The 20,604-nt window shown below is 42.1% G+C and carries 20 protein-coding genes; 4 read left to right on the top strand and 16 right to left on the bottom strand.

What is annotated here, in order from left to right:
* The first annotated feature begins 54 nt into the window (after positions 1-54).
* A protein-coding gene (locus AC0T5Z_RS10665; RefSeq protein ID WP_156189619.1) for an IS5 family transposase occupies positions 55-877 on the top strand; the annotation gives its coding sequence in 2 pieces (ribosomal slippage) (positions 55-435 and positions 437-877; 822 coding nt in all).
* Between the two features lie 141 nt (positions 878-1,018).
* Complete coding sequence (locus AC0T5Z_RS10670) at positions 1,019-2,224, top strand: IS256 family transposase (protein WP_160127165.1); 1,206 nt, start codon at positions 1,019-1,021, stop codon at positions 2,222-2,224.
* 644 nt (positions 2,225-2,868) lie between these two features.
* Here the strand turns inward: AC0T5Z_RS10670 and infC are convergent.
* The 3 genes from infC to AC0T5Z_RS10685 form a co-directional block, all read right to left on the bottom strand.
* Complete coding sequence (gene infC, locus AC0T5Z_RS10675; protein ID WP_074964463.1) at positions 2,869-3,417, bottom strand: translation initiation factor IF-3; 549 nt, start codon at positions 3,415-3,417, stop codon at positions 2,869-2,871.
* A 5-nt stretch (positions 3,418-3,422) separates the two neighbouring features.
* Positions 3,423-5,345 carry a threonine--tRNA ligase gene (gene thrS / locus AC0T5Z_RS10680; protein ID WP_291333646.1) on the bottom strand — a complete coding sequence of 641 codons (1,923 nt, stop codon included), beginning with the start codon at positions 5,343-5,345 and terminating at the stop codon, positions 3,423-3,425.
* 272 nt (positions 5,346-5,617) lie between these two features.
* Positions 5,618-5,773 carry a hypothetical protein gene (locus tag AC0T5Z_RS10685; RefSeq protein WP_291333648.1) on the bottom strand — a complete coding sequence of 52 codons (156 nt, stop codon included), beginning with the start codon at positions 5,771-5,773 and terminating at the stop codon, positions 5,618-5,620.
* A gap of 580 nt (positions 5,774-6,353) precedes the next feature.
* On the opposite strand from AC0T5Z_RS10685, the gene AC0T5Z_RS10690 reads away from it, so the two are divergent.
* On the top strand, positions 6,354-8,000 hold the full coding sequence (locus tag AC0T5Z_RS10690) for an acyl-CoA synthetase (protein WP_291333650.1): 1,647 nt from the start codon (positions 6,354-6,356) through the stop codon (positions 7,998-8,000).
* Between the two features lie 114 nt (positions 8,001-8,114).
* On the opposite strand, the gene yjgA is transcribed toward AC0T5Z_RS10690, so the two are convergent.
* The 9 genes from yjgA to mazG all read right to left on the bottom strand — a co-directional run bounded on the left by yjgA (position 8,115) and on the right by mazG (position 14,821).
* Positions 8,115-8,648 carry a ribosome biogenesis factor YjgA gene (gene yjgA, locus AC0T5Z_RS10695; protein WP_291333652.1) on the bottom strand — a complete coding sequence of 178 codons (534 nt, stop codon included), beginning with the start codon at positions 8,646-8,648 and terminating at the stop codon, positions 8,115-8,117.
* 2 nt (positions 8,649-8,650) lie between these two features.
* Positions 8,651-8,920 (bottom strand): HPr family phosphocarrier protein, encoded by a 270-nt coding sequence (locus tag AC0T5Z_RS10700; RefSeq protein WP_019836310.1) that lies wholly within the window; start codon positions 8,918-8,920, stop codon positions 8,651-8,653.
* Positions 8,917-9,768, bottom strand: coding sequence for an RNase adapter RapZ (gene rapZ, locus AC0T5Z_RS10705; protein ID WP_291333669.1), 852 nt, complete (start codon positions 9,766-9,768; stop codon positions 8,917-8,919). The genes AC0T5Z_RS10700 and rapZ overlap by 4 nt, the downstream gene beginning before the upstream one ends.
* Before the next feature lie 24 nt (positions 9,769-9,792).
* A complete protein-coding gene (panC, locus tag AC0T5Z_RS10710) occupies positions 9,793-10,638 on the bottom strand; it encodes a pantoate--beta-alanine ligase (RefSeq protein ID WP_291333671.1) in 846 nt (281 codons plus the stop codon).
* A gap of 1 nt (position 10,639) precedes the next feature.
* Positions 10,640-11,449 (bottom strand): 3-methyl-2-oxobutanoate hydroxymethyltransferase, encoded by an 810-nt coding sequence (panB, locus tag AC0T5Z_RS10715; RefSeq protein ID WP_291333672.1) that lies wholly within the window; start codon positions 11,447-11,449, stop codon positions 10,640-10,642.
* 48 nt (positions 11,450-11,497) lie between these two features.
* Entirely contained in the window at positions 11,498-11,986 is a 489-nt protein-coding gene (gene folK / locus AC0T5Z_RS10720; RefSeq protein ID WP_291333674.1) for a 2-amino-4-hydroxy-6-hydroxymethyldihydropteridine diphosphokinase, read from the bottom strand.
* A complete protein-coding gene (pcnB, locus tag AC0T5Z_RS10725) occupies positions 11,983-13,449 on the bottom strand; it encodes a polynucleotide adenylyltransferase PcnB (protein ID WP_435336981.1) in 1,467 nt (488 codons plus the stop codon). The genes folK and pcnB overlap by 4 nt, the downstream gene beginning before the upstream one ends.
* 129 nt (positions 13,450-13,578) lie before the next feature.
* Positions 13,579-14,043 carry a ComEA family DNA-binding protein gene (locus AC0T5Z_RS10730; RefSeq protein ID WP_291333678.1) on the bottom strand — a complete coding sequence of 155 codons (465 nt, stop codon included), beginning with the start codon at positions 14,041-14,043 and terminating at the stop codon, positions 13,579-13,581.
* Positions 14,044-14,059: 16 nt separating this feature from the next.
* Positions 14,060-14,821: a nucleoside triphosphate pyrophosphohydrolase gene (mazG, locus tag AC0T5Z_RS10735; protein ID WP_435336982.1), complete on the bottom strand. Its 762-nt coding sequence runs from the start codon at positions 14,819-14,821 to the stop codon at positions 14,060-14,062.
* A 108-nt stretch (positions 14,822-14,929) separates the two neighbouring features.
* Between mazG and AC0T5Z_RS10740 the strand changes: the two genes are divergently transcribed.
* Positions 14,930-15,703 (top strand): SDR family oxidoreductase, encoded by a 774-nt coding sequence (locus AC0T5Z_RS10740; RefSeq protein ID WP_291333682.1) that lies wholly within the window; start codon positions 14,930-14,932, stop codon positions 15,701-15,703.
* Between the two features lie 92 nt (positions 15,704-15,795).
* Here AC0T5Z_RS10740 and der read toward each other — a convergent pair whose 3' ends face one another.
* The 4 genes from der to hisS form a co-directional block, all read right to left on the bottom strand.
* The gene (der, locus tag AC0T5Z_RS10745) at positions 15,796-17,208 is read right to left on the bottom strand and encodes a ribosome biogenesis GTPase Der (protein WP_435336983.1); all 1,413 of its coding nucleotides are present in this window, start codon (positions 17,206-17,208) and stop codon (positions 15,796-15,798) included.
* A gap of 218 nt (positions 17,209-17,426) precedes the next feature.
* Positions 17,427-18,575 carry an outer membrane protein assembly factor BamB gene (gene bamB / locus AC0T5Z_RS10750; protein ID WP_291333686.1) on the bottom strand — a complete coding sequence of 383 codons (1,149 nt, stop codon included), beginning with the start codon at positions 18,573-18,575 and terminating at the stop codon, positions 17,427-17,429.
* On the bottom strand, positions 18,575-19,276 hold the full coding sequence (locus tag AC0T5Z_RS10755) for a YfgM family protein (RefSeq protein ID WP_291333688.1): 702 nt from the start codon (positions 19,274-19,276) through the stop codon (positions 18,575-18,577). The genes bamB and AC0T5Z_RS10755 overlap by 1 nt, the downstream gene beginning before the upstream one ends.
* Positions 19,277-19,306: 30 nt before the next feature.
* Positions 19,307-20,602, bottom strand: a complete 1,296-nt coding sequence (gene hisS, locus AC0T5Z_RS10760; RefSeq protein WP_291333690.1) for a histidine--tRNA ligase — start codon at positions 20,600-20,602, stop codon at positions 19,307-19,309.
* Positions 20,603-20,604: the final 2 nt, after the last annotated feature.

Below are 20,604 nucleotides of genomic sequence, written 5' to 3' on the forward strand. Positions count from 1 at the left end.
TATACATAACAGTAGACCTCTTGCGAAAGTAAAAACTGCCTCAATATAGATTCCATGAAATATCAGAAATTAAACCGTTTTTCAGATTCTGAATTCAAGCGCTTGGTTGGCGTACCTCGACCAGTTTTTAGTGAAATGGTCGAAGTTTTAAAAGAAGCAGAATCACTTAAAAAGAAATCTGGGCGTCCTCATACTTTAGCTATAGAGGATCAATTATTATTAACACTCAATTACTTACGGAATTACAGCACTCAATTGGAATTGGCTGCAAATTACCATATCGCTGAAAGTAATGTGAATCGAACCATTAAAAAGGTTGAAGATGCATTAATGAAATCAAGGCGTTTTACCCTGCCAAAACGAAGCATTACCACAGCAGACGAACAATTTAACTGGGTAATTATTGATGCGACAGAATGTTCAATAGAACGCCCGAAAAAAAAATCAGAGTAAGTTCTACAGTGGTAAAAAGAAGAAACATACGTTAAAAGCCCAAGTAATCTATCATCCGAAGAGCAAACAAATCATAGGAGTAGATATATCGTCTGGCAGTCAGCATGATATTAAATTGGCAAGAAAAACAGTTAAGAAATTCAAACATTGTGACTATGTTATGACCGATTTAGGGTACTATGGGTTAGAGCAAGATGGCTTTAAATTATTGATGCCAATAAAGAAAAAGAAGAATTTCCCCTTATTTGATGCTGAGAAAAATTACAATAAAATGATTGGAAAAATACGAGTTGTAATCGAACATATTAATAATCAATTGAAAAGATTTAGAATACTAAGTGAACGCTATCGAAATAGACGAAAAAGATTCGGTTTACGCATTAACTTAATCGCTGCACTGGTAAACCGGATGAACTTGCAATAACGACTTTCGCAAGAGGTCTAGTATAGTAGATTCAAAACATGCATAATAAAAACATAGATGAAAGCACAACCTTCAATAAAACGGTAGTGTTCAAAAAACTGTGTCATTTCCTTAAACTGTTAAAAACAGGAATGATGCATTATGGCAACTACATTTGATTTTGAAACAGCCTTAAAACAACTCCAGTCAGGACAAGCACTGACTGGAGAAAATGGCATACTCACCCCTTTAATTAAACAACTGACCGAAGCTGCTCTTGAAGCAGAAATCGAGAATTACATTGAAGCGAATCCGAAACAAGGTAATCGCCGCAATGGCTATACTCGCAAGACAGTAAAATCTACATCAGGTTCATTTGAGCTTGAAACCCCTAGAGATCGAAATGGTGAATTTGAGCCACAGTTAGTTAAAAAGAACCAGACCAAATTATCAGAAGAAATTGACAATAAAATCATATCACTCTATGCACTTGGTATGAGCTATCGTGATATTCAAAAGCATGTTGCTGATATGTATGGATTGGAGATTTCAGATGGTGCTATCACCAATATTACAGATAAGCTCCTCCCTCAGTTACAAGCATGGAAACAACGCCCACTCGATACAATTTATCCCTTTGTTTGGTTAGATGCCATACATTACAAAGTGAAGGATAAAGGTGTTTATGTGAGTAAAGCGATCTATACCATTTTAGCTTTAAATGTTGAAGGTAAGAAGGAACTACTCGGCTTGTATTTATCGGAAAGCGAAGGGGCGAACCATTGGCTTAGTGTACTGACAGACCTACAAAATCGTGGTGTTCAGGATATTCTGATTGCCTGTGTAGATGGACTAAAAGGTTTCCCCGAAGCCATAGCAGCGATTTACCCTCAAACAGAAATACAACTGTGTATCGTTCATCAAATTCGTAATTCTTTACGCTATGTTGCCAGTAAAGATCAGAAGGCATTTATGGCTGATTTAAAGCCAATTTACCGTGCTGATACCAAAGGGGCGGCAGAAGTAGCACTGGATGAGCTAGAAGAAAAATGGGGCGAAAAATATGGTGTGGTCATTCAGTCATGGCGTACCAAATGGCATCTACTATCCGCCTATTTCAAATACCCTAAAGCGATTAGGAAGCCGATTTACACCACCAATGCCGTTGAAGCCGTACATCGTCAATTCCGCAAACTAACCAAAACCAAAGGAGCTTTCCCCAATGAGGATAGTCTGATGAAATTACTGTATATTGGTATTCAACAGGCATCAGAAAAATGGACAATGCCTATTCAGGAATGGGGACAAACGATTACTCAATTATCCATTTACTTTGAAGGTCGATTAGATGATATAATTAAAATCTAGTCAAATTTACTGACACAGAATTTTGAACGCCCTCAATAAAACAGTATCCGGTTGCTATCTTTAAACTTGCAGCAGTATTTTTTGTTCTCTTGCCGCTCTTGGTAACTTCAGTTATCTTCTATATCGGGCGGAGCAACAATAAGACTTATGTAGAAATCTGGACGCTATTCATTGAGCTGGAACTGACCATGCACTTATACAATCTAGGCTGTATTGCCATCGCAGTGGTCTTATGGAAATTTACGTTTAATCATTACACCACAGAAAATTTATTATAGGGTTTGGAACATTCCCATTACTTTGGGCATTCAAAAACATGAAATTTATGATTGCCAGATTAATCATCAGTTTGATGCACCACTTACTTGGATGTTAAGGCAAGTAAAAACTTTCGATTCAACGAGTGATCTAGATGCATTTGACAGAAAAATGGGAACCATAGAGTTTGTTTTTATTCATCAACAACCCATCAATTGGCTGAGACATAAATTCAGCCTGATGTATTTACTCAGTTTTTCCAAACAGCATCGTCATGCGATTGTTCAAATGCTTCAAGACCATTGGAATTTAAAATTCCATCGAGACTCATAAAACCAGCATCAAAAAGCCCTGCGATTGCAGGGCTTTTTAGACTCAATAAGTGCTTACTTTTTCTTTTTAGGACCAAGCAGCATTCCCATTTGACGACCTTCCATTTTTGGTGCTTGTTCAACTACACCATATTCAACTACGTCAGCTTCAACTTTTTGTAATTGAGCCAAACCTAACTGTTGGTGAGCCATTTCACGACCACGGAAGCGTAAAGTGATTTTTACCTTGTTTCCTTCTTCAAGGAATTTGATAATTGCACGTAATTTTACGTTGTAATCGCCAACATCAGTCGCAGGGCGCAGCTTGATTTCTTTCACCTGTACTTGATGCTGTTTTTTCTTCGCTTCTTTCTGCTTTTGCTTTAGATCAAACAAATGCTTGTTAAAGTCCATGATTTTGCATACTGGTGGTTCAGCATTTGCCACAATTTCCACCAAATCAAGGTCTACGCTTTCTGCTGCGCGTAATGCATCAGCCAAGCTGACAATACCTTTTTGCTCACCATTTTCGTCTACAAGACGGACTTCTTTTGCACGAATTTCATCATTCAAAGCAGGACGGTTAGATTTTCCGCCCTGTTGATTACGGTCAGGCTGTTTAATCGCTGTTACTCCACAATATACCGGCCGCGTTCTGCGACGGCTGTTTTCACTAGGTCAATGAAAGCATCAATTGACATAGTACCCAAATTTGTTCCTGAGCGAGTACGGACGTTTACCGTTCCTTCTTCCACTTCACGGTCCCCAAGTACCAATAAGTATGGAATACGCTCTAATGTACGCTCACGAATCTTAAAGCCGATTTTCTCATTTCTCAAGTCAGAAATAGCACGAATACCGTTTTCTTTAAGTTTTGCGACGACCTGTTCACTTGCAGCAGCTTGTGAGTCGGTAATATTCATAACACAAGCTTGCACTGGCGCTAACCATGGTGGCATAAAGCCTGCATAGTGCTCAATAAGTATACCAATAAATCGTTCAAAGCTGCCAAGAATTGCACGGTGCAACATTACAGGCTGATCACGATCATTGTCTTCAGTGACATAAGATGCCTCTAAACGTTCAGGCAAGTTAAAGTCACACTGAATTGTACCACATTGCCACACACGACCTAAGCAGTCTTTCAGTGAGAATTCAATTTTCGGGCCGTAGAACGCGCCTTCACCCGGTTGTAACTCCCAATCTAGACCTGCAGCATCCAGAGCATCTGCCAAAGATTTTTCTGCAATATCCCAAAGTGCATCATCTCCCACACGTTTTTCAGGACGTGTAGACAGCTTCATTTGCACCTCTTCAAAACCGAAATCTTTATAAACATCTAAAGTCAGTTTGATGAAGTCTGCAACTTCAGGCCCAATTTGCTCTTTGGTACAAAAAATGTGAGCATCGTCTTGTGTAAAGCCACGCACGCGCATAATGCCGTGCAATGAACCCGATGGCTCATTACGGTGACATGAACCAAATTCTGCCAGACGAATTGGCAAATCACGATACGACTTTAGCCCTTGGTTAAAAACTTGTACGTGACATGGGCAGTTCATTGGTTTTACTGCATAATTACGATTTTCAGAATGGGTAGTGAACATATTGTCTGCATAGTTGGCAGCATGTCCTGATTTTTCCCATAGCGTAAAATCGACCACTTGCGGGGTACGAATTTCCAAGTAACCGTGGTCTTGTTGTACTTTACGCATGTATTGCTCAAGTACTTGGTAAATCGTCCAGCCATTTGGATGCCAGAACACCATGCCTGGCGCTTCTTCCTGCATGTGGAACAAGTCCAAAGCTTTACCAATTTTACGATGGTCACGTTTTTCTGCTTCTTCTATACGTTTGATATACGCCGCGAGTTGCTTTTTATCTGCCCAAGCCGTACCATAAATACGTTGTAACTGTTCGTTTTTGGCATCACCGCGCCAGTAAGCGCCAGAAATTTTGGTGAGTTTGAACGACTTTAAGAATTTAGTGTTTGGAACGTGTGGACCGCGGCACATATCCAAATAGTCTTGGTGATAGTACAAGCCCATTTGAGTTTCGTTTGGCATGTCTGCAATCAAACGTAATTTATATTCTTCGCCACGTGCTGTGAATTCTGCAATCACCTCATCACGCGGGGTCATTTTTTTCACAACATCATAATCTTGGTCGATGAGCTTTTTCATACGCTCTTCGATTGCTGCCAAGTCATCTAACGTAAATGGGCGTGGCATCCAGATGTCATAGTAGAAACCTTCTTCAATGACAGGGCCTATCACCATTTTCGCTTCAGGGAAAAGCTGTTTTACCGCATGCCCTACTAAGTGCGCACATGAGTGACGGATAATTTCTACACCTTCTTCATCTTTAGGCGTAATAATTTGTACGGTTGCATCTTCAGTAATTAAATCGCAAGCATCGACCAAACGATCATTCACACGTCCAGCAACTGTATTTTTGGCAAGACCTGGACCGATGCTTTGAGCAACTTCCATCACAGATACGGCTTGATCAAACTGTTTTTGATCGCCATTTGGCAAAGTGATAATAGGCATAGATAAAAATCCTTAAGGAGTGATGCCCCGTACCATGGAGCATATCACCGCGAGATTATGATTAAGGGAGACCCTCAAAAGATAAAAACGGTGTATAAATAAAAAGCGCCTTAAATTTTACACGGCTTGCGTTCAGGTTTAAACCTTTGTGTACTAAAAAAGCCAAAGAATCGGTATTTCAGCTGTTTTTATTCCCTGCAGGTTACCCACAGCGTGAATTGTCCATGCTGATAGGCATACACCTCGGCAAACTGTGGTAACACCGCCTCACTCTACTGCGGGCGTAAAAACACGTAATCATCTATTTGAATGCAATGCTGTTTGGGCAATTGAATCAACCCTTGATTGCTGTTACGTCCATATAAGGCATGTGGATGACTACCCTCAGGATAAATATAATCTCCCATCCAAAAATAATTACTTTGCATATCACGCTCCCCTGTTCAATGCGCTTACTTTGACGATTGCTTGAGTTGTTTATTGAACATCACGCTGCACTCAAACTTGGAGTCGTGAAAATATGACTTAAAATGGATTAACCCATTTTTGCTGTGGATCAAGCTGCTCATGAAGTTGCGTAAAAGTAAGCGTGCACTGAATAGACCTTATGAATTCATTCTATAAGCCTTAATTTAGTCCCTACTTAAAAACAAGTGGGGGACTTAAATTTATAACTACAAATAACCAGACGTAGATTACATCGCGCCTATGAGCATGACTGAAATTAGCCAACCACTTGGCTTTAGTGAATTACGGAAATTTTGACGTGCATTTAAGCGTTGGATAGGACTCAACCCATCACTCTATAAAGCCAAATAACAAAATAAGTGATTTTTTTTATTGAGTAAAAAAGCTGCTAATTTTTACTGAAACTAATTTTTAAATATACTTACAAGTGATTCAAAATAAAAACAACAGATTTTCGACTAAAGCATAAATGCAAAGCTGCCATAAAATCCCTATCGTTTTAAGTTGGATAAAATAACGACACATATATGGAGAATAACAATGGTCAGCGCATACGATGAACTACCGCGTACCCCTGCGAACTTTGTCGCCTTGTCCCCGTTACGTTACTTAGAGCGGGCAGCTTATATTTACCCTCACCAAAACGCGATTATTCACGGTTCACGTCAAATTACCTGGCGCGAAACTTATTTGCGCTGCTGCCAATTTGCGCATCAACTTCAAAATTTAGGCATCAGCAAAAATGATACTGTTTCGGTGCTGCTCCCAAATGTTCCCGCCATGCTAGAAGCACACTTTGCCGTACCAATGTCAGGTGCAGTGCTGAATACCTTAAACACTCGTCTGGATGCTAAAACACTGGCATTTATGCTCGATCATGCAGAATCCAAAGTGCTTTTGGTGGACCCTGAATTTGCGGCTTTAGCACAAGAAGCGTTGCAGATGGTCAATCATGAAATTTACGTGATTGATGTCAGCGATGCAGAATATGAGCATGCTGCCAATGCTCTTAGCATCGGACAGATTGAATACGAAACTTGGCTGGCTGCAGGTGACCCCAATTTTGAATGGCATTTACCTCAAGATGAATGGGATGCAATTAGCCTGAACTATACTTCGGGCACGACAGGCAACCCGAAAGGCGTGGTCTATCATCATCGTGGTGCTTACATTAATGCAGCCAGCAATATTATTGCCTGCGGGATGACCCCACGTGCAACCTACCTATGGACATTGCCCCTATTCCACTGTAATGGCTGGTGCTTTGCATGGACAATGGCGGCCAACGGTGGCACCAATATCTGCTTGCGAAAAGTCGACCCTGAACTGATTTTTAAATTAATCGCAGAGCACAAAGTCGATTATTTCTGCGGTGCACCAATTGTCTTGTCGATGCTCATCAATACCCCAGAACAGAAAAAAACCCAGTTTGATCACCGTGTTGAAGTGATGGTTGCTGGTGCTGCACCACCAGCAGCAATTATTGAGGGCATGCGCAATATTGGCATTAATGTGACTCACGTTTATGGCTTAACTGAAACCTATGGCCCATCTGCATTGTGTGCTTCTCAAGCTGGTTGGAGCGACCTATCCATTCAGGAACAGTCACAATTACATTCGCGTCAAGGCGTTCCTTACCCATTGCAAGATGGCATGAAAGTTTTAGACCCTGAAACCATGCAACCCGTGCCAAAAGACGGCAAAACCATGGGCGAAATTATGTTCCGTGGCAATATCGTGATGAAAGGCTATTTGAAAAACCCAGAAGCTACCGCAGAAGCATTTGCAGGCGGTTGGTTCCATACGGGCGATTTAGCTGTCTGCCAACCTGATGGCTACGCCAAAATTACTGACCGTTCTAAAGATGTGATTATTTCAGGTGGTGAAAATATTTCTTCACTCGAAGTGGAAGAAGTGTTGTATCAACATCCTGCAGTTTTGACCGCCGCAGTGGTGGCAAAACCAGACCCACGTTGGCAAGAAGTCCCGTGTGCCTTTATTGAACTGAAAGAAGGTAAACAGGTCAGCCCTGAAGAAATTATTGCCTATTGCAGTCAACATTTAGCGCGTTTTAAAGTGCCAAAGGATGTGGTGATTACTGAAATTCCCAAAACGTCGACAGGTAAGCTACAAAAATTTGTACTGCGCGAATGGGCCAAAGAGCGTTCAGTCGGTGAGTGTGGCTAAAATTTGAAAAATCCCTACACATAACAGGCCAAATAAAAAACGACTCGGCATGAGTCGTTTTTTTGTGCAATCATCAGCTCACGCTATCTATCTTCTTAGATAAGGAACACTAATTTAGCTTTCTGACAATAAAGCGACTTGCTGCACATAGTTAAACAACTTGAGTTTAGATGCTTCAAGTTCTTCTACAGACATTTCTTGCTTCATATCACGATGGATACGCAACACATGCTGACGCAGCGTATGACGCTCAGCCGCTTTATAGGTTTTACTAAAATCATTAATTACAGGGTCGCCATCTTTAATGATTCGCTCCACCCAACGCTGTAACTGTGCGGTTTTTTTCGCACCTTGTTGCGGGGTCAAATAAGACAAAATTACGCTTTCATCTTCATTACGCAACAATTTACCAATACGCTGACACTGACGACGACGTGCTTCATGTGAAGTAATACTTTGCAATTCCAGTAAAGCATCAATTAAACGCTCTTCTACTGGAAGTTTTTGAATTTGTTTGGTGCTTAACTGCGCCAATTGTTCGCCTAGCGCAGCCATACGTTGTACGGCTTTTTTCTGTTCGGTTTTACTTGCACGCCCTTCTAAAGATTCAAAGTCATCTTCGGTAAAACGTTGCGGTCGACGTGCCACGATTAATCTGCCTCGTAAAATTTTGCTGCAAACAGTGCTTGAATATCAGATAAAGCTTTTTCTTCATCTGTACCATCAATCACCAAGCGTAAAGTAGTTCCCTTGCCTGCACCTAACATGAGCAAGGACATAATATTTTTAGCATCAACCAATTTGTCGCCTTTACCAATTTGGATTGACGAACGAAATTTAGTGGTCACTTCAATCAGCTTCCCAGATGCCCGTGCATGTAAACCTAGTTTATTAATTACGTCAACAGTTGTGTCAATCATGACCAGTGCTTCATTTCTCGGTGTAAGACTTGAATAGACCATTGTGCCTCAAGTGCTTTCTTTAGTCTATCAACGATATAGACAGAACGGTGTTGCCCACCCGTACAGCCAATTGAAATGGTAATGTAGTGGCGATGCCCTTCGGCAAACGCTGGCAACCATTTTTCTAAAAACTGCTGAATGTCATGAATCATTTCATGAGTTTGTGGACTTTGTTGCAAAAATTCCTGCACAGGTGCATCTAAGCCTGAATATTTCCTGAGCTCCAAATCCCAATGTGGATTGGGTAAATGGCGTACATCAAAGACATAATCGGCATCTAAGGGAATTCCGTGCTTATAGCCAAAGGATTGTAAAATTACAATGAGATTGTCAGTTTGCCCAAGCTTAGACAACAACACGTGTTTTAAATCATGCACACTTTTGTCGGTAGTATCAATATGCACCGAAGAGCGAAACTGAATGGGCATCAACAAGTTTTTTTCTTCTTGAATACATTCATTCAAGCTTTTAAAACGATTAGAGAGTGGATGCGGACGGCGTGATGCGCTAAAACGGGCAATCAATTCCTGATCTTGCGTGGTCAGATAAATAATATCGACTGAACCATGCTTTTGCAGTTGCTCAAATACCAAATCAAACTCTTGCAAGTCGGCACGGGTACTGCGTACATCTACCCCCAATGCCAACTGTTCCAAGTTATTTTCCTGATCCAGTTTATCCACAATTTCGGGAAGCAATGCCAAAGGTAAATTATCAATACAATAATAACCCAAATCTTCCAACACTTGTAATGCCGAAGATTTTCCAGAACCCGATTGACCTGTTACGATCAAAATACGTTTCATGGCATGCAACCCTTCTCTTGTCAGCTATGCAGAATGTTTGACCTGCAAATTATCAATTAAACGTGTATTGCCCAATTTTGCCGCAACGAACAACACTAAATCTTCACTAAACGCTTCAATTTTCTGCAGTTCTGTTGTACGCGCCTCTACATAGTCCACAACAAAGCCTGCTGCTGTCAATGTTGCTTTAATATTCGCTAACACTTGTGACAAAGTTTCACCTTGCTGTAATGCTTGTGCAGCTGTTTTTAAACTTTGATAAATTGTCGGTGCAATTTGACGCTGTTCCACACTCAAATACCCATTGCGTGAACTAAGTGCCAAACCATCAGCTGCACGTACAATTGGTATACCAATCACTTCTAGCGGAATATTCAAGTCGCGTACAAACTGACGAATGACTGCCAATTGTTGATAGTCTTTTTCACCAAAGAAAGCATAGTTTGGCTGTACCATGTTGAATAATTTGGTCACGACCACCGCAACACCATCAAAGTGTCCAGGACGCTGCAAACCACACAAGTCTGCCGTAATCTGGCTGACTGAAATATTGGTCAAACGTGGTTTGTTACCATACATTTGCTCAACTGAAGGTGCAAAAATAATGTCGCAGCCAACCTCTGCTAACAATTGACTGTCTTGGTCTAAAGTTCGTGGATAACTATCAAAGTCTTCATTAGGTCCAAATTGAATTGGATTGACAAAAATACTAACCACCACCACATCACATATTTTTTTCGCTTCGCGCACTAAAGTTAAATGCCCTTCGTGCAAATTGCCCATGGTCGGAACAAAACCAATGCTTTTTCGTGCAGCGCGTGCAGGCTGTAACGAAGCCGCTAAGCCTTGAATTGTGGTTTCAGTTTTCATATTACAACTCGACTTGGAAAGTTTGTTCACGTGCTGGGAAAGAGCCATCTTGAACTGCAGCATGATAGGCTTTAAACGCATCTAAAATGGCAGTTTCACCCGCTTGTTCTTTCATAAAATTACGCACGAATTTTGCGACACGGCCAAAAGTCAACCCCAGCATGTCTTGCACCACCAATACCTGACCGTCAGTGTCTGCGCCCGCACCAATTCCAATAACGGGAACTTCAGGGAACAAGGCAGAAATTTCTTGACCTAGCTGTGCTGGCACACATTCTAATAATAGAATCGCAGCGCCAGCTTCTACAACAGCTTTACAATCAGCAATTAGTTTATCTGCAGCTTCACGGGTACGTGCCTGTAATTTATAACCGCCAAATACATGCACCGATTGTGGCGTTAAACCTAAATGCACACAGACAGGAATACCATTACGGGTCAGTGTTGCAACGGTTTCACAGAGCCATGCACCACCTTCCATTTTGACCATTTGCGCACCCGCCTGCATCACTTCTTTCGAGCTTTGCAATGCATCATTTAAGGTGGCATAACTCATAAATGGCAAGTCAGTCAAAATAAAAGCATGTTGATTACCACGACGCACCGCCGCAGTGTGATAAGCCATATCCGCCACGCTTACAGGCAAGGTTGAGTCACGTCCCTGAATAGACATACCCAAAGAATCACCAATTAAAATCGTATCAATTTCAGCAATTTCCATTGCTTTCGCCATGCTTGCATCATAGCAAGTCAGGCAGGAGAATTTTCGACCTTCCGCTTTAAATTTTCTTAGGTCACTTAAACTAATCATGAAATATTCCTCTATGGAAAAAGCATCACGCATGCTTAATTTAAAACTTTATAGCCCTGCCCAATTGCCTGCATCCACAACAGTTAAGCTCGGATGTTCAAGCAATGGCGAGTGTTTTAATAATTGTCCTTTGACGCTTAAGTTAGCATCCAAATCTAACAGCGGGATGACGACAAAATCGCGTTCTAACACCCCCACATGCGGTACAGTCAGACGTTCATTTTGAATACTAGCATCAGCATAAATCAACAAGTCTAAATCTAGCGTACGCTCACCCCAATGACGTAAACGTACCCGACCTGACTCATGTTCAAGACGCTGCAATTCATCTAACAATGCCAGGGCTTCAAGCTCGGTATCTAAACGTACCACAGCATTCAAATAATTAGGCTGATCTTGTGGTCCCATTGGTGGGCTTTGATACAGTTTAGATGTCTGCACCTGCCCCAGTGTTGCCAGTTTTTGCACCGCTTCAGTCAAAATTTGACGCGAATCGCCTAAATTACTGCCTAAACCAATATAGGTGATGTTGCTCATTGTGTTGGCCCAAAAATCACTTGGCCTAAATCACGTTGCACACGTTTACGTTTTAAAATTGGATGATCTGCACCAATACCTGAACTGCTTGCTGTAGCAGTCAATTGCGCTCGATTTTCTTCATATTGTTTGGCTTTACGCGCACGACGACTTCGAGGCTCAGGCTCATTCACCAAGGGTTCAATCTGCATATCAGCAGCATGTATTGCTGGTGTCACATCAACAGGCTCTTGCGCTGTTTTACGGCGGCTCTTGGCACGTAGTCGGTTGTATTGGGCAATCGCACGTTCTTTTTCATCGATGCTCATGAGCTGGTAGGCATCCCACCACTGCCCCATTCCTAAAGTCGAGCTATCACCTGCTTTTTCACGCAGTAATAAAAAGTCAAACCCTGCACGGAAACGTGCATGCCCAGACAATGCTTCAATTTGCTGTGGTTTCGGTTGCAATAAACGGGTTTGCATTTCCCAAACTTCACGAATAAAAGTTTCAGCAAAGCGTGGGATAATGGTACGTGTCGCCTGACGCTTTAACACATCTAAACCTGCTTGCGCTCGCGCTTCGGCTGCCACCACACCTTTAGAAAGATAAAAGTCACAACGCTCTAAAAACGGTTGCCACAACAGCACCGCATAGAAAAATGCAGGGTTGATGGTTTTACCAATTGCAATTCGTTGATCGGTATTTTTTGCTGCACGCTCAATAAAAGAGTTGATGTCAGGCTTGATGTCGGCAAATAACTGACGCCAAATACCAAACTCAATCAACATAGGCAGGACTTTACTTAAATGTCCCATCGTAAAGAGTTTTTGCGACTCATCATATAAACGGTGTGGCGAAACATCACGCAATAACTGCGTCATTTCAGGGGTAAAAATTTTAAGAATTTTTGGATCAATATTGAAATTTAATTTGGCAGCGAAACGCAAAGTACGCAACATACGCACTGGGTCTTCTTCAAAACGCAAGGTTGGATCACCCAATAAGCGTAAGTTTCTGTGCTTAATATCATCTACCGCATTGCAAAAATCGAGTACGATGCCTTTACGTGGCTGGTAATACAATGCGTTGATTGAAAAGTCACGACGAGCAAAATCTTCCTCTATTGTACCCCAGTTATTATCGCGCAGAATCATCCCTGCGGCAGACGTCACAGCTTTTTTGGGTGGTGCTCGGAAAGTGGCTACTTCAATCAATTCACGTCCTGCATAGACATGCGCCAACTCAAAACGTCGTCCAATAATTCGGCAACGTCGTCCGAAAACTTCTTTCACTTGTGAGGGGGTAGCATTGGTTACGGCATCAAAATCCTTCGGATTTAGCCCTAACATTAAGTCACGAACTCCACCACCGACTATATAGGCTTCATAGCCTGCTTTGGTTAAAGCATCTAGAACATCTAAAATGGAAGAAGGTAATTGAGCGGTAGATAAACCACATTTTGACGCGCGCAAAGTTTGCAAAAGACGCTGTCTCCTACGTCTGAACGTAAAACAGATAAGATGTCGCTAATCATATCTCTAACACAATCAAAGGGCAATTTGATTCACACGCTAATTTTGCAATGTGCGGTGCTAAAATTCTGCTTGCAGCTACAATGCCAACTTGTGTTTATTCTTGGCAAATAAGGCAGGCCCAATCCCTTTGACTTGCTGAAGTTCTTCAATACTTTGGAATTTTCCATTTTGTTTTCGATATTCCACAATCGCTTGTGCTTTTTTCATACCCACCCCAGACAATTGCTGCAATTGTTCTAATGAAGCACTATTTAAACGCACCTGGTTTGAATGCGCACTTTGCTGGGTAGGACGCGCTAAATAATGTTCTGCGGTTGCTGAGGCTTGAGTCGCACTTAAACGCTGATCTTGCGCAGCTTGCTGCGCTTTCCATTTTAAATAATTTTGATCATAGCTGTGTCCATTCACCTGAGTAGACTTGGACTGCACATTTTGTGCTGTAGTCCATGCGCTGATACTACATAACAGCAATGCAAGCCAGTACTGCCATCCGAAAGAAAAAAAGCGAAAAGAAACTTTTAATTGCTGCGATATATTCATGTTGCTGCAAAACCTGTCATTTTAATTGTTGTTTTGCCTGCTCCCAAAGTTGATCCATTTCTTCTAAAGTCATATCTTCTATTGTTTTTTGTTGTAATTCGGCCTGATCTTCAATGTAAGCAAAGCGTGTTCTAAATTTATGAATCGTGCCCAATAATGCCATCTCACTGGACACGCCAAGTTTACGCCCAACATTGATTAAAGAAAACAAACAATCCCCAAATTCATCCACTATTTCGTCGGATTGTTGCTGCTGAATCGCATGTTGTAGTTCTTGCAATTCTTCTTCTAACTTACCATAGGCATCTTGCACAGTATGAAAGTCAAAGCCCAACTGTGCCGCATGCTGTTGAATTTGCTGTGCTTGCACCAATGCGGGTGCATGTTTCACCGCATCTAAACGGGACTTTGCTTTACCCTGTTTTTCTTGTTGTTTGATGGTTTTCCATAAGGCAGCAACATCTTCTGCGCTAAGCTGTGTAAACTGTTCTGCATGAAACACGTGTGGATGCCGACGAATCAATTTATCGCAAATGGCTTGTACCACATCCTGAAAATCAAATGCACCTTCCTCGCTATACATTTGTGCCTGAAACACCACTTGCAACAACAAATCACCTAGCTCATCACGTACATCATCCACCTTGCCTGAACGCACTGCCGCTTCAACTTCATAAGCTTCTTCAATCGCATATTGAGTCAAACTTTCTGGGGTTTGTTTTTGATCCCACGGGCATTGTTGACGTAATTGTTGCATGATGGAAAGCAATTGCTGCATGGGTTGTTCCTTATTTCAATTTATTGCACGAATGTAGCTATTTTTTTGTTATGCTCAGACAGCAAGGACGATATGCACAACAAAAATAACATCAGGGAGCAAGTTCAAATGCACAGTATCTTGATTAGTGGCGCTGCACAAGGCATTGGTGCGGCGATCGCACAATTGTTTTATCAACAAGGTTACCGTGTCGGTATTTATGATATTCATCTCGCACAAGCGCAGCAATTGGCAGAACAATTGGGTGAGCGTGCACATGCAGGTTTACTTGATGTGGCGGACTATGCCAGTTGGCAAGCTGCATTATCTGATTTTTGCCAATGGGCAGGTGAATTGAATATTTTGGTGAATAATGCTGGAATCCTCTACTCAGGCGCATTTGAGAACACCCCTATAGAAGCGCATCATCGAACTATGGCGGTGAATGTAAATGGTGTGTTGAACGGCTGTCATGCGGCTTTTCCTTATTTAAAACAAGCCAGTTTTGCGCGGGTGATTAACCTATCTTCTGCATCTGCGATTTATGGACAAGCCGATTTAATTTCTTATTCTGCTTCCAAGTTTGCAGTGCGTGGCATTACGGAAGGTTTAGATATAGAGTGGCAAAAATACGGCATTCGGGTCTTAGATGTCATGCCGCTATTTGTACAAACCGCAATGGTTAAAGATATGGATGCAGCCACCATTCAAAACATGGGTGTGCATTTATCAACAGAAGATGTTGCACAGGTGGTGTATCAACAAGCGACGGTTAAAGATTCGATTCTGACCAATACGCATCGTGCAGTCGGTTTAAAAGCCAAAACCCTGATGCAACTTTCAAGTATTAGCCCGCAATGGTTAAATCGTTTGTCGAATAGCTTGTTAGCGAAGCGGCATTAATTCTACATCTATCATATTTAGATTAAGTCACTCAAAAAAAATCCCGAATTCACATTCGGGATTTTTTAATCAAACTCGTCAAAGTTTAAGCCTTAGCCTCGCTTAAACTTCTTCTCGGCTTTCTTAAACTTCTGCACATAACGGCGACGACGTGCCGCTGTGCGTTCATCCACTTGTGACTTACGTCCTTCAAACGGGTTATCAGAGGTCTTAAATTCAATTTTTACAGGTGTACCTTCTAGTTTATAGACTTTACGGAACACGTTTTCTAAATAGCGACGATAATCTGCAGGAGTTTTGTCTACCTTATTACCATGAATCACAATGGTTGGCGGGTTCTGTCCACCCATGTGTGCATAACGCATTTTGATGGCACGACCTTGCACTTTAGGTGGATGGTGTGCATCTGTTGCATCATTCAAAATTTGGGTCAGTTTCGCAGGTGACACTTTTAAGCGTGATGATTCATAAGCACGGTGAATTGAAGGATATAAATCGCCCACACCTGTACCATGCAAGGCAGAAATTAAATGAATTTTTGCCCATGGAATAAAGTCAAAACGACGCTCAACATCTAACTTACATTGTTTGCGATCATATTCGGACATATTGTCCCATTTGTTAATCGCAATTACCATGGCACGCCCTGCTTCAAGCGCATAACCAATTAAGTGTAAATCTTGCTCGACAATGCCATCTCGTGCATCCACCACAATCACCACCACGTGTGCATCTTTCATCGCTTGCAAGGTTTTGACAATCGAGAATTTCTCGATCATTTCATCGACCTTACCTTTACGACGCACACCTGCAGTATCAATCAAGGTGTATTTACGTTCATTGCGCTCAAACGGAATATAGACAGAGTCACGTGTCGTACCTGGCTGATCATATGCCACCACACGTTCTTCGCCCAATAAACGGTTAACCAGTGTCGATTTACCTACGTTTGGACGCCCAATAATAGCTAAACGCAAACCTGTATCTTGATCATGTGCATCTGGGTTTTCATCTTCAGGAACATCCGCCAAAACGTCTTCCAGCATTTGCTGAACGCCTCGACCATGACTAGCGGCCACTTGCAATGGCTCACCCATTCCCAATTTAAAGAATTCAACCAAAGCGGCTTCGGCATGTACGCCATCTACTTTGTTCGCCACCAAGAATACTTTTTTGCCCAAAGTACGCAATTCACGCGCAATTTGCTCGTCCGATGCTAACAAGCCTGCACGTGCATCGACCACAAAAATGATCATATCGGCTTCGTGGATGGCTGTTTTAGATTGTTCAGCCATATAAGAGTCGATGCCACCTTCACTTTCGCCAATACCGCCAGTATCAACCACAATGAAAGATTTATTTTGATAGGTTGCATCACCATATTTGCGGTCACGTGTCAGACCTGCAAAGTCGGCAACAAGTGCATCACGGCTCTTGGTAATCTGGTTAAACAGCGTTGATTTTCCGACGTTCGGACGACCAATGAGCGCAATTACGGGTTTCATAGATTAACCTTTATTCAAGATCAGTCAGTTTCAATGGTCTGTACATCCGAAACTGTGGAAGAAAGAACAGAGTATGGATGTTGGGTTCAGCGTTGCGACCACGCAAACGACAAAGAGAACATCGACCACTCTATTAAATAAAAACACGGGGCATTGATGATTCAATTACCCCGCGTAAAAATACGGACAACTATTTTAGCATAAAAGTCAGAACAAAATTAGCGGTTCTGCCAAACGCTTAATGCGCCCTTTTGCGTTGCGACATAGAGTTGATTGTCAATTACACGCAATGAACGGACTTCGCCATTGGTTTTTGAACGTCCAACCAGTTGCCCTGAGCTTGGATCAATGAGGTGTAAAACACCATCTAAATCACCGACCACCAAATATTTTCCAAACAATACAGGATTAGATAAACGACGGTTCAGTAAACTGTCATTTTCCCAAAGTAATTGCCCAGATGTGATTTCGTAAGCTGCAATTTTGCCATCTGTAGTGCTGACAAATACACCATTCCCCGCAACTTCTGGGCGTTTGGTACTGCTTGCATCTTCACTCCAAATCACTTGTTGTGAAGCCAAGTCCAATACTGTGACCTGACCTTGGTAACTTGTAGTCACCAAGAATTGACCCGCAACCACAGGGTCACCATCAATGTCATTTAAGCGTTGAATGTCTGAACGGCCTTCACTAATAGCAACACGGCGCTGCATACGTGGTACGCCTGTAACAATATCTAGCGCATACACATAGGCATTTGCTGAAGCAATCAGCACAGTACGTGAATCGAGCGCAACGGGTGCCGCCATGCCACGTAAGCTAAATTGCACGTTTGGCAAATTGTAAGTCCAAACCAATTGCCCTGTTTCGGCATTGTGTGCATATACCGTGCCGTCATTGCTGACAGTGACCACACGACCTGCCTGAATTAACGATGGCGCAAGAATTGCACCTGTTAACTTTGCAACCCACTTTTGTTCGCCTGTTTGCTGATCTAGGGCGAACAATTGTCCTTTGCTGTTGCCTGCAACCACTATTCCTTCTGCAGCATTGACACCTGCCGTTAAGCCTTGCTTAGACACTTGTTTTTGCCAAAGGCGCTGTTTGCCTTGATAGGCGGCCATTTCACCTTTAGGATCAACGGTATAAACCACCCCATTTTCTGCATCTAATTGCAGACGCAATGGATCGGCTGCTGTAGTCGATGCAACGCTTTGTGAAAACACAGGAACTAAACTTTGTGCTTGCTCAAGTTTTGGTAGTGGATTAGGCTTAACTTCTGCAACTTTAATTTTATTGGTGGAACACCCCACCAAAGCAAGGGTTAAAACGGTCAGTGCAAACGGTGTTTTATACTTTCTATTCATTAGCTCTCATCCACTTGTGTTTCTAATACTGGGCGTTCAATTTCAGGATCATCCACCAAAACACCAACACTTTCGAGTTTTATTTGTAAAATTTGACGCTCTTGTTTACGTTCCGCCAAAGTATCCCATGCACTTTGATACGCTTTTTTGGCATTTTCACGGTCATTTTTCGCGACATAAACATCGCCACGCGCTTCATCTGCAGTCGCTTTAAATGCAGGATCAGTCACCGCTGCCAAACTTTGAATAGCTTCATCGTATTTCTTTTGCGCCAACTGTGCATAAGCCAAACGCAACTTAACCAATTGCAGCAAGCCTTGGTCTTTCACTTTAGAGTTTTCAACTTTCTTTAAGGCTTTTTCTGCGGCAGCAAAATCTTGCTGATCGTAAGCGAGTTTTGCCATTAAGAATTGGGTTTGAATGGCTTGCACAGAATCTGGAGCTTCTTTCACAATTTTATCGGCAGTTGCAGACAATTGACTAAAGGCATCTGGATTGCCTTCCGCTGTACGTGCATCATCCATCAGTTGTTGCACTTTAGCTGTATTCATTTGCTGCTCTGCCAAGGTTTTTTTCTGCCAATATTGCCATCCGAAAAAGGCAATCAACGCAATTAAAATCCCGCTAATCATGGCTGAACCATATTTTTTCGCAAACGATTTTAAACTATCAAGTTGTTCGTCATCACTCAATGCGCTCATTGGATTACCCTTTTCCTTATGTTATTTGGCTTATTGTGAAGAAAATTTTTCAATGATGAAAGGTACAATTTCAGCAACAGCAACTGCAGTTTGCTCAGCAGTTGCCAAGGTTTTCACTGCTAATTGCTGTGCTTCTGCTTCGCGCTCACCAAAAATCAAGGCGTAGATTGCACCTGATTGATCGGCTTTTTTCATTTGGCTTTTCATTGAGCCTTGTGAACCTACTTTTAAGCGAATCTGGCTGCCCGCTTGTTCCAATTGGTCACGAATTTGCTCAGCTAAAACCAACGCTTTGCCTTGAGTTGTTGGGTCTGCCAACAAGAACACTTCACAATCACGTACAGCTGTATTGTCTTCAACCTGTTCAAGCAATAACAATAAACGCTCAATACCCATTGCAAAGCCCACGGCAGGTACAGACTGATCTGCTTTACCTTTCAACTGCCCCACCAAACCATCATAGCGTCCGCCTGCACAAACTGTGCCTTGCGAACCTAAATGCGTGGTTGTCCATTCAAAAACGGTTTTGTTGTAATAATCTAAACCGCGTACCAGTTTTTGATTAATCACAAACTCAATGCCAGCATCGGTTAAATATTGCTGTAATTGGGCAAAATGATTCAGGGTGTCTTCACCCATAAAATCATGCAATTTAGGTGCATTTTCTAGAATGCTTTGGGTTTTAGCATCTTTCGAGTCCAAAATACGCAATGGATTGGTACTTAAACGACGCTGTGAATCTTCATCTAAATCGGCTTTGTGCGCTTGCAAAAATTCAACCAAAGCGGCACGATAGGCTGCACGCTCATCCGACTCACCCAAGGTATTTAACTCTAAGCGAACTTTATCGGCAACGCCCATGCGTTTCCATAAACGCGCAGTCATTAAAATAAGTTCGGCATCCATATCGGGTGTGGCAACACCAAAAGTTTCGACACCAAATTGATGGAATTGACGATAACGACCTTTTTGCGGTTTTTCATAACGGAACATCGGACCGATATACCATACACGCGGTGTCGCACCACGTAGCAAATTGTGCTCTAACATGGCACGTACACAACCTGCAGTTCCTTCTGGACGTAAAGTCAAAGACTCTGGCGGATTACCCTTATCTAGGAATGTGTACATTTCTTTTTCGACGATGTCTGTGGCATCACCAATTGAACGCTTAAACAAATTGGTTTGCTCGACCATTGGCAAACGAATTTGTTGATAACCATAAGCATCCATTAAAGATGCTAAATGTTGCTCTAGACGTCTCCACGCTGGTGTTTGCGTTGGAAGAATGTCATTAAAACCTTTGATTGCAACAATTGAACTCATGT

It is taken from the genome of Acinetobacter pengchengensis (assembly GCF_982235305.1).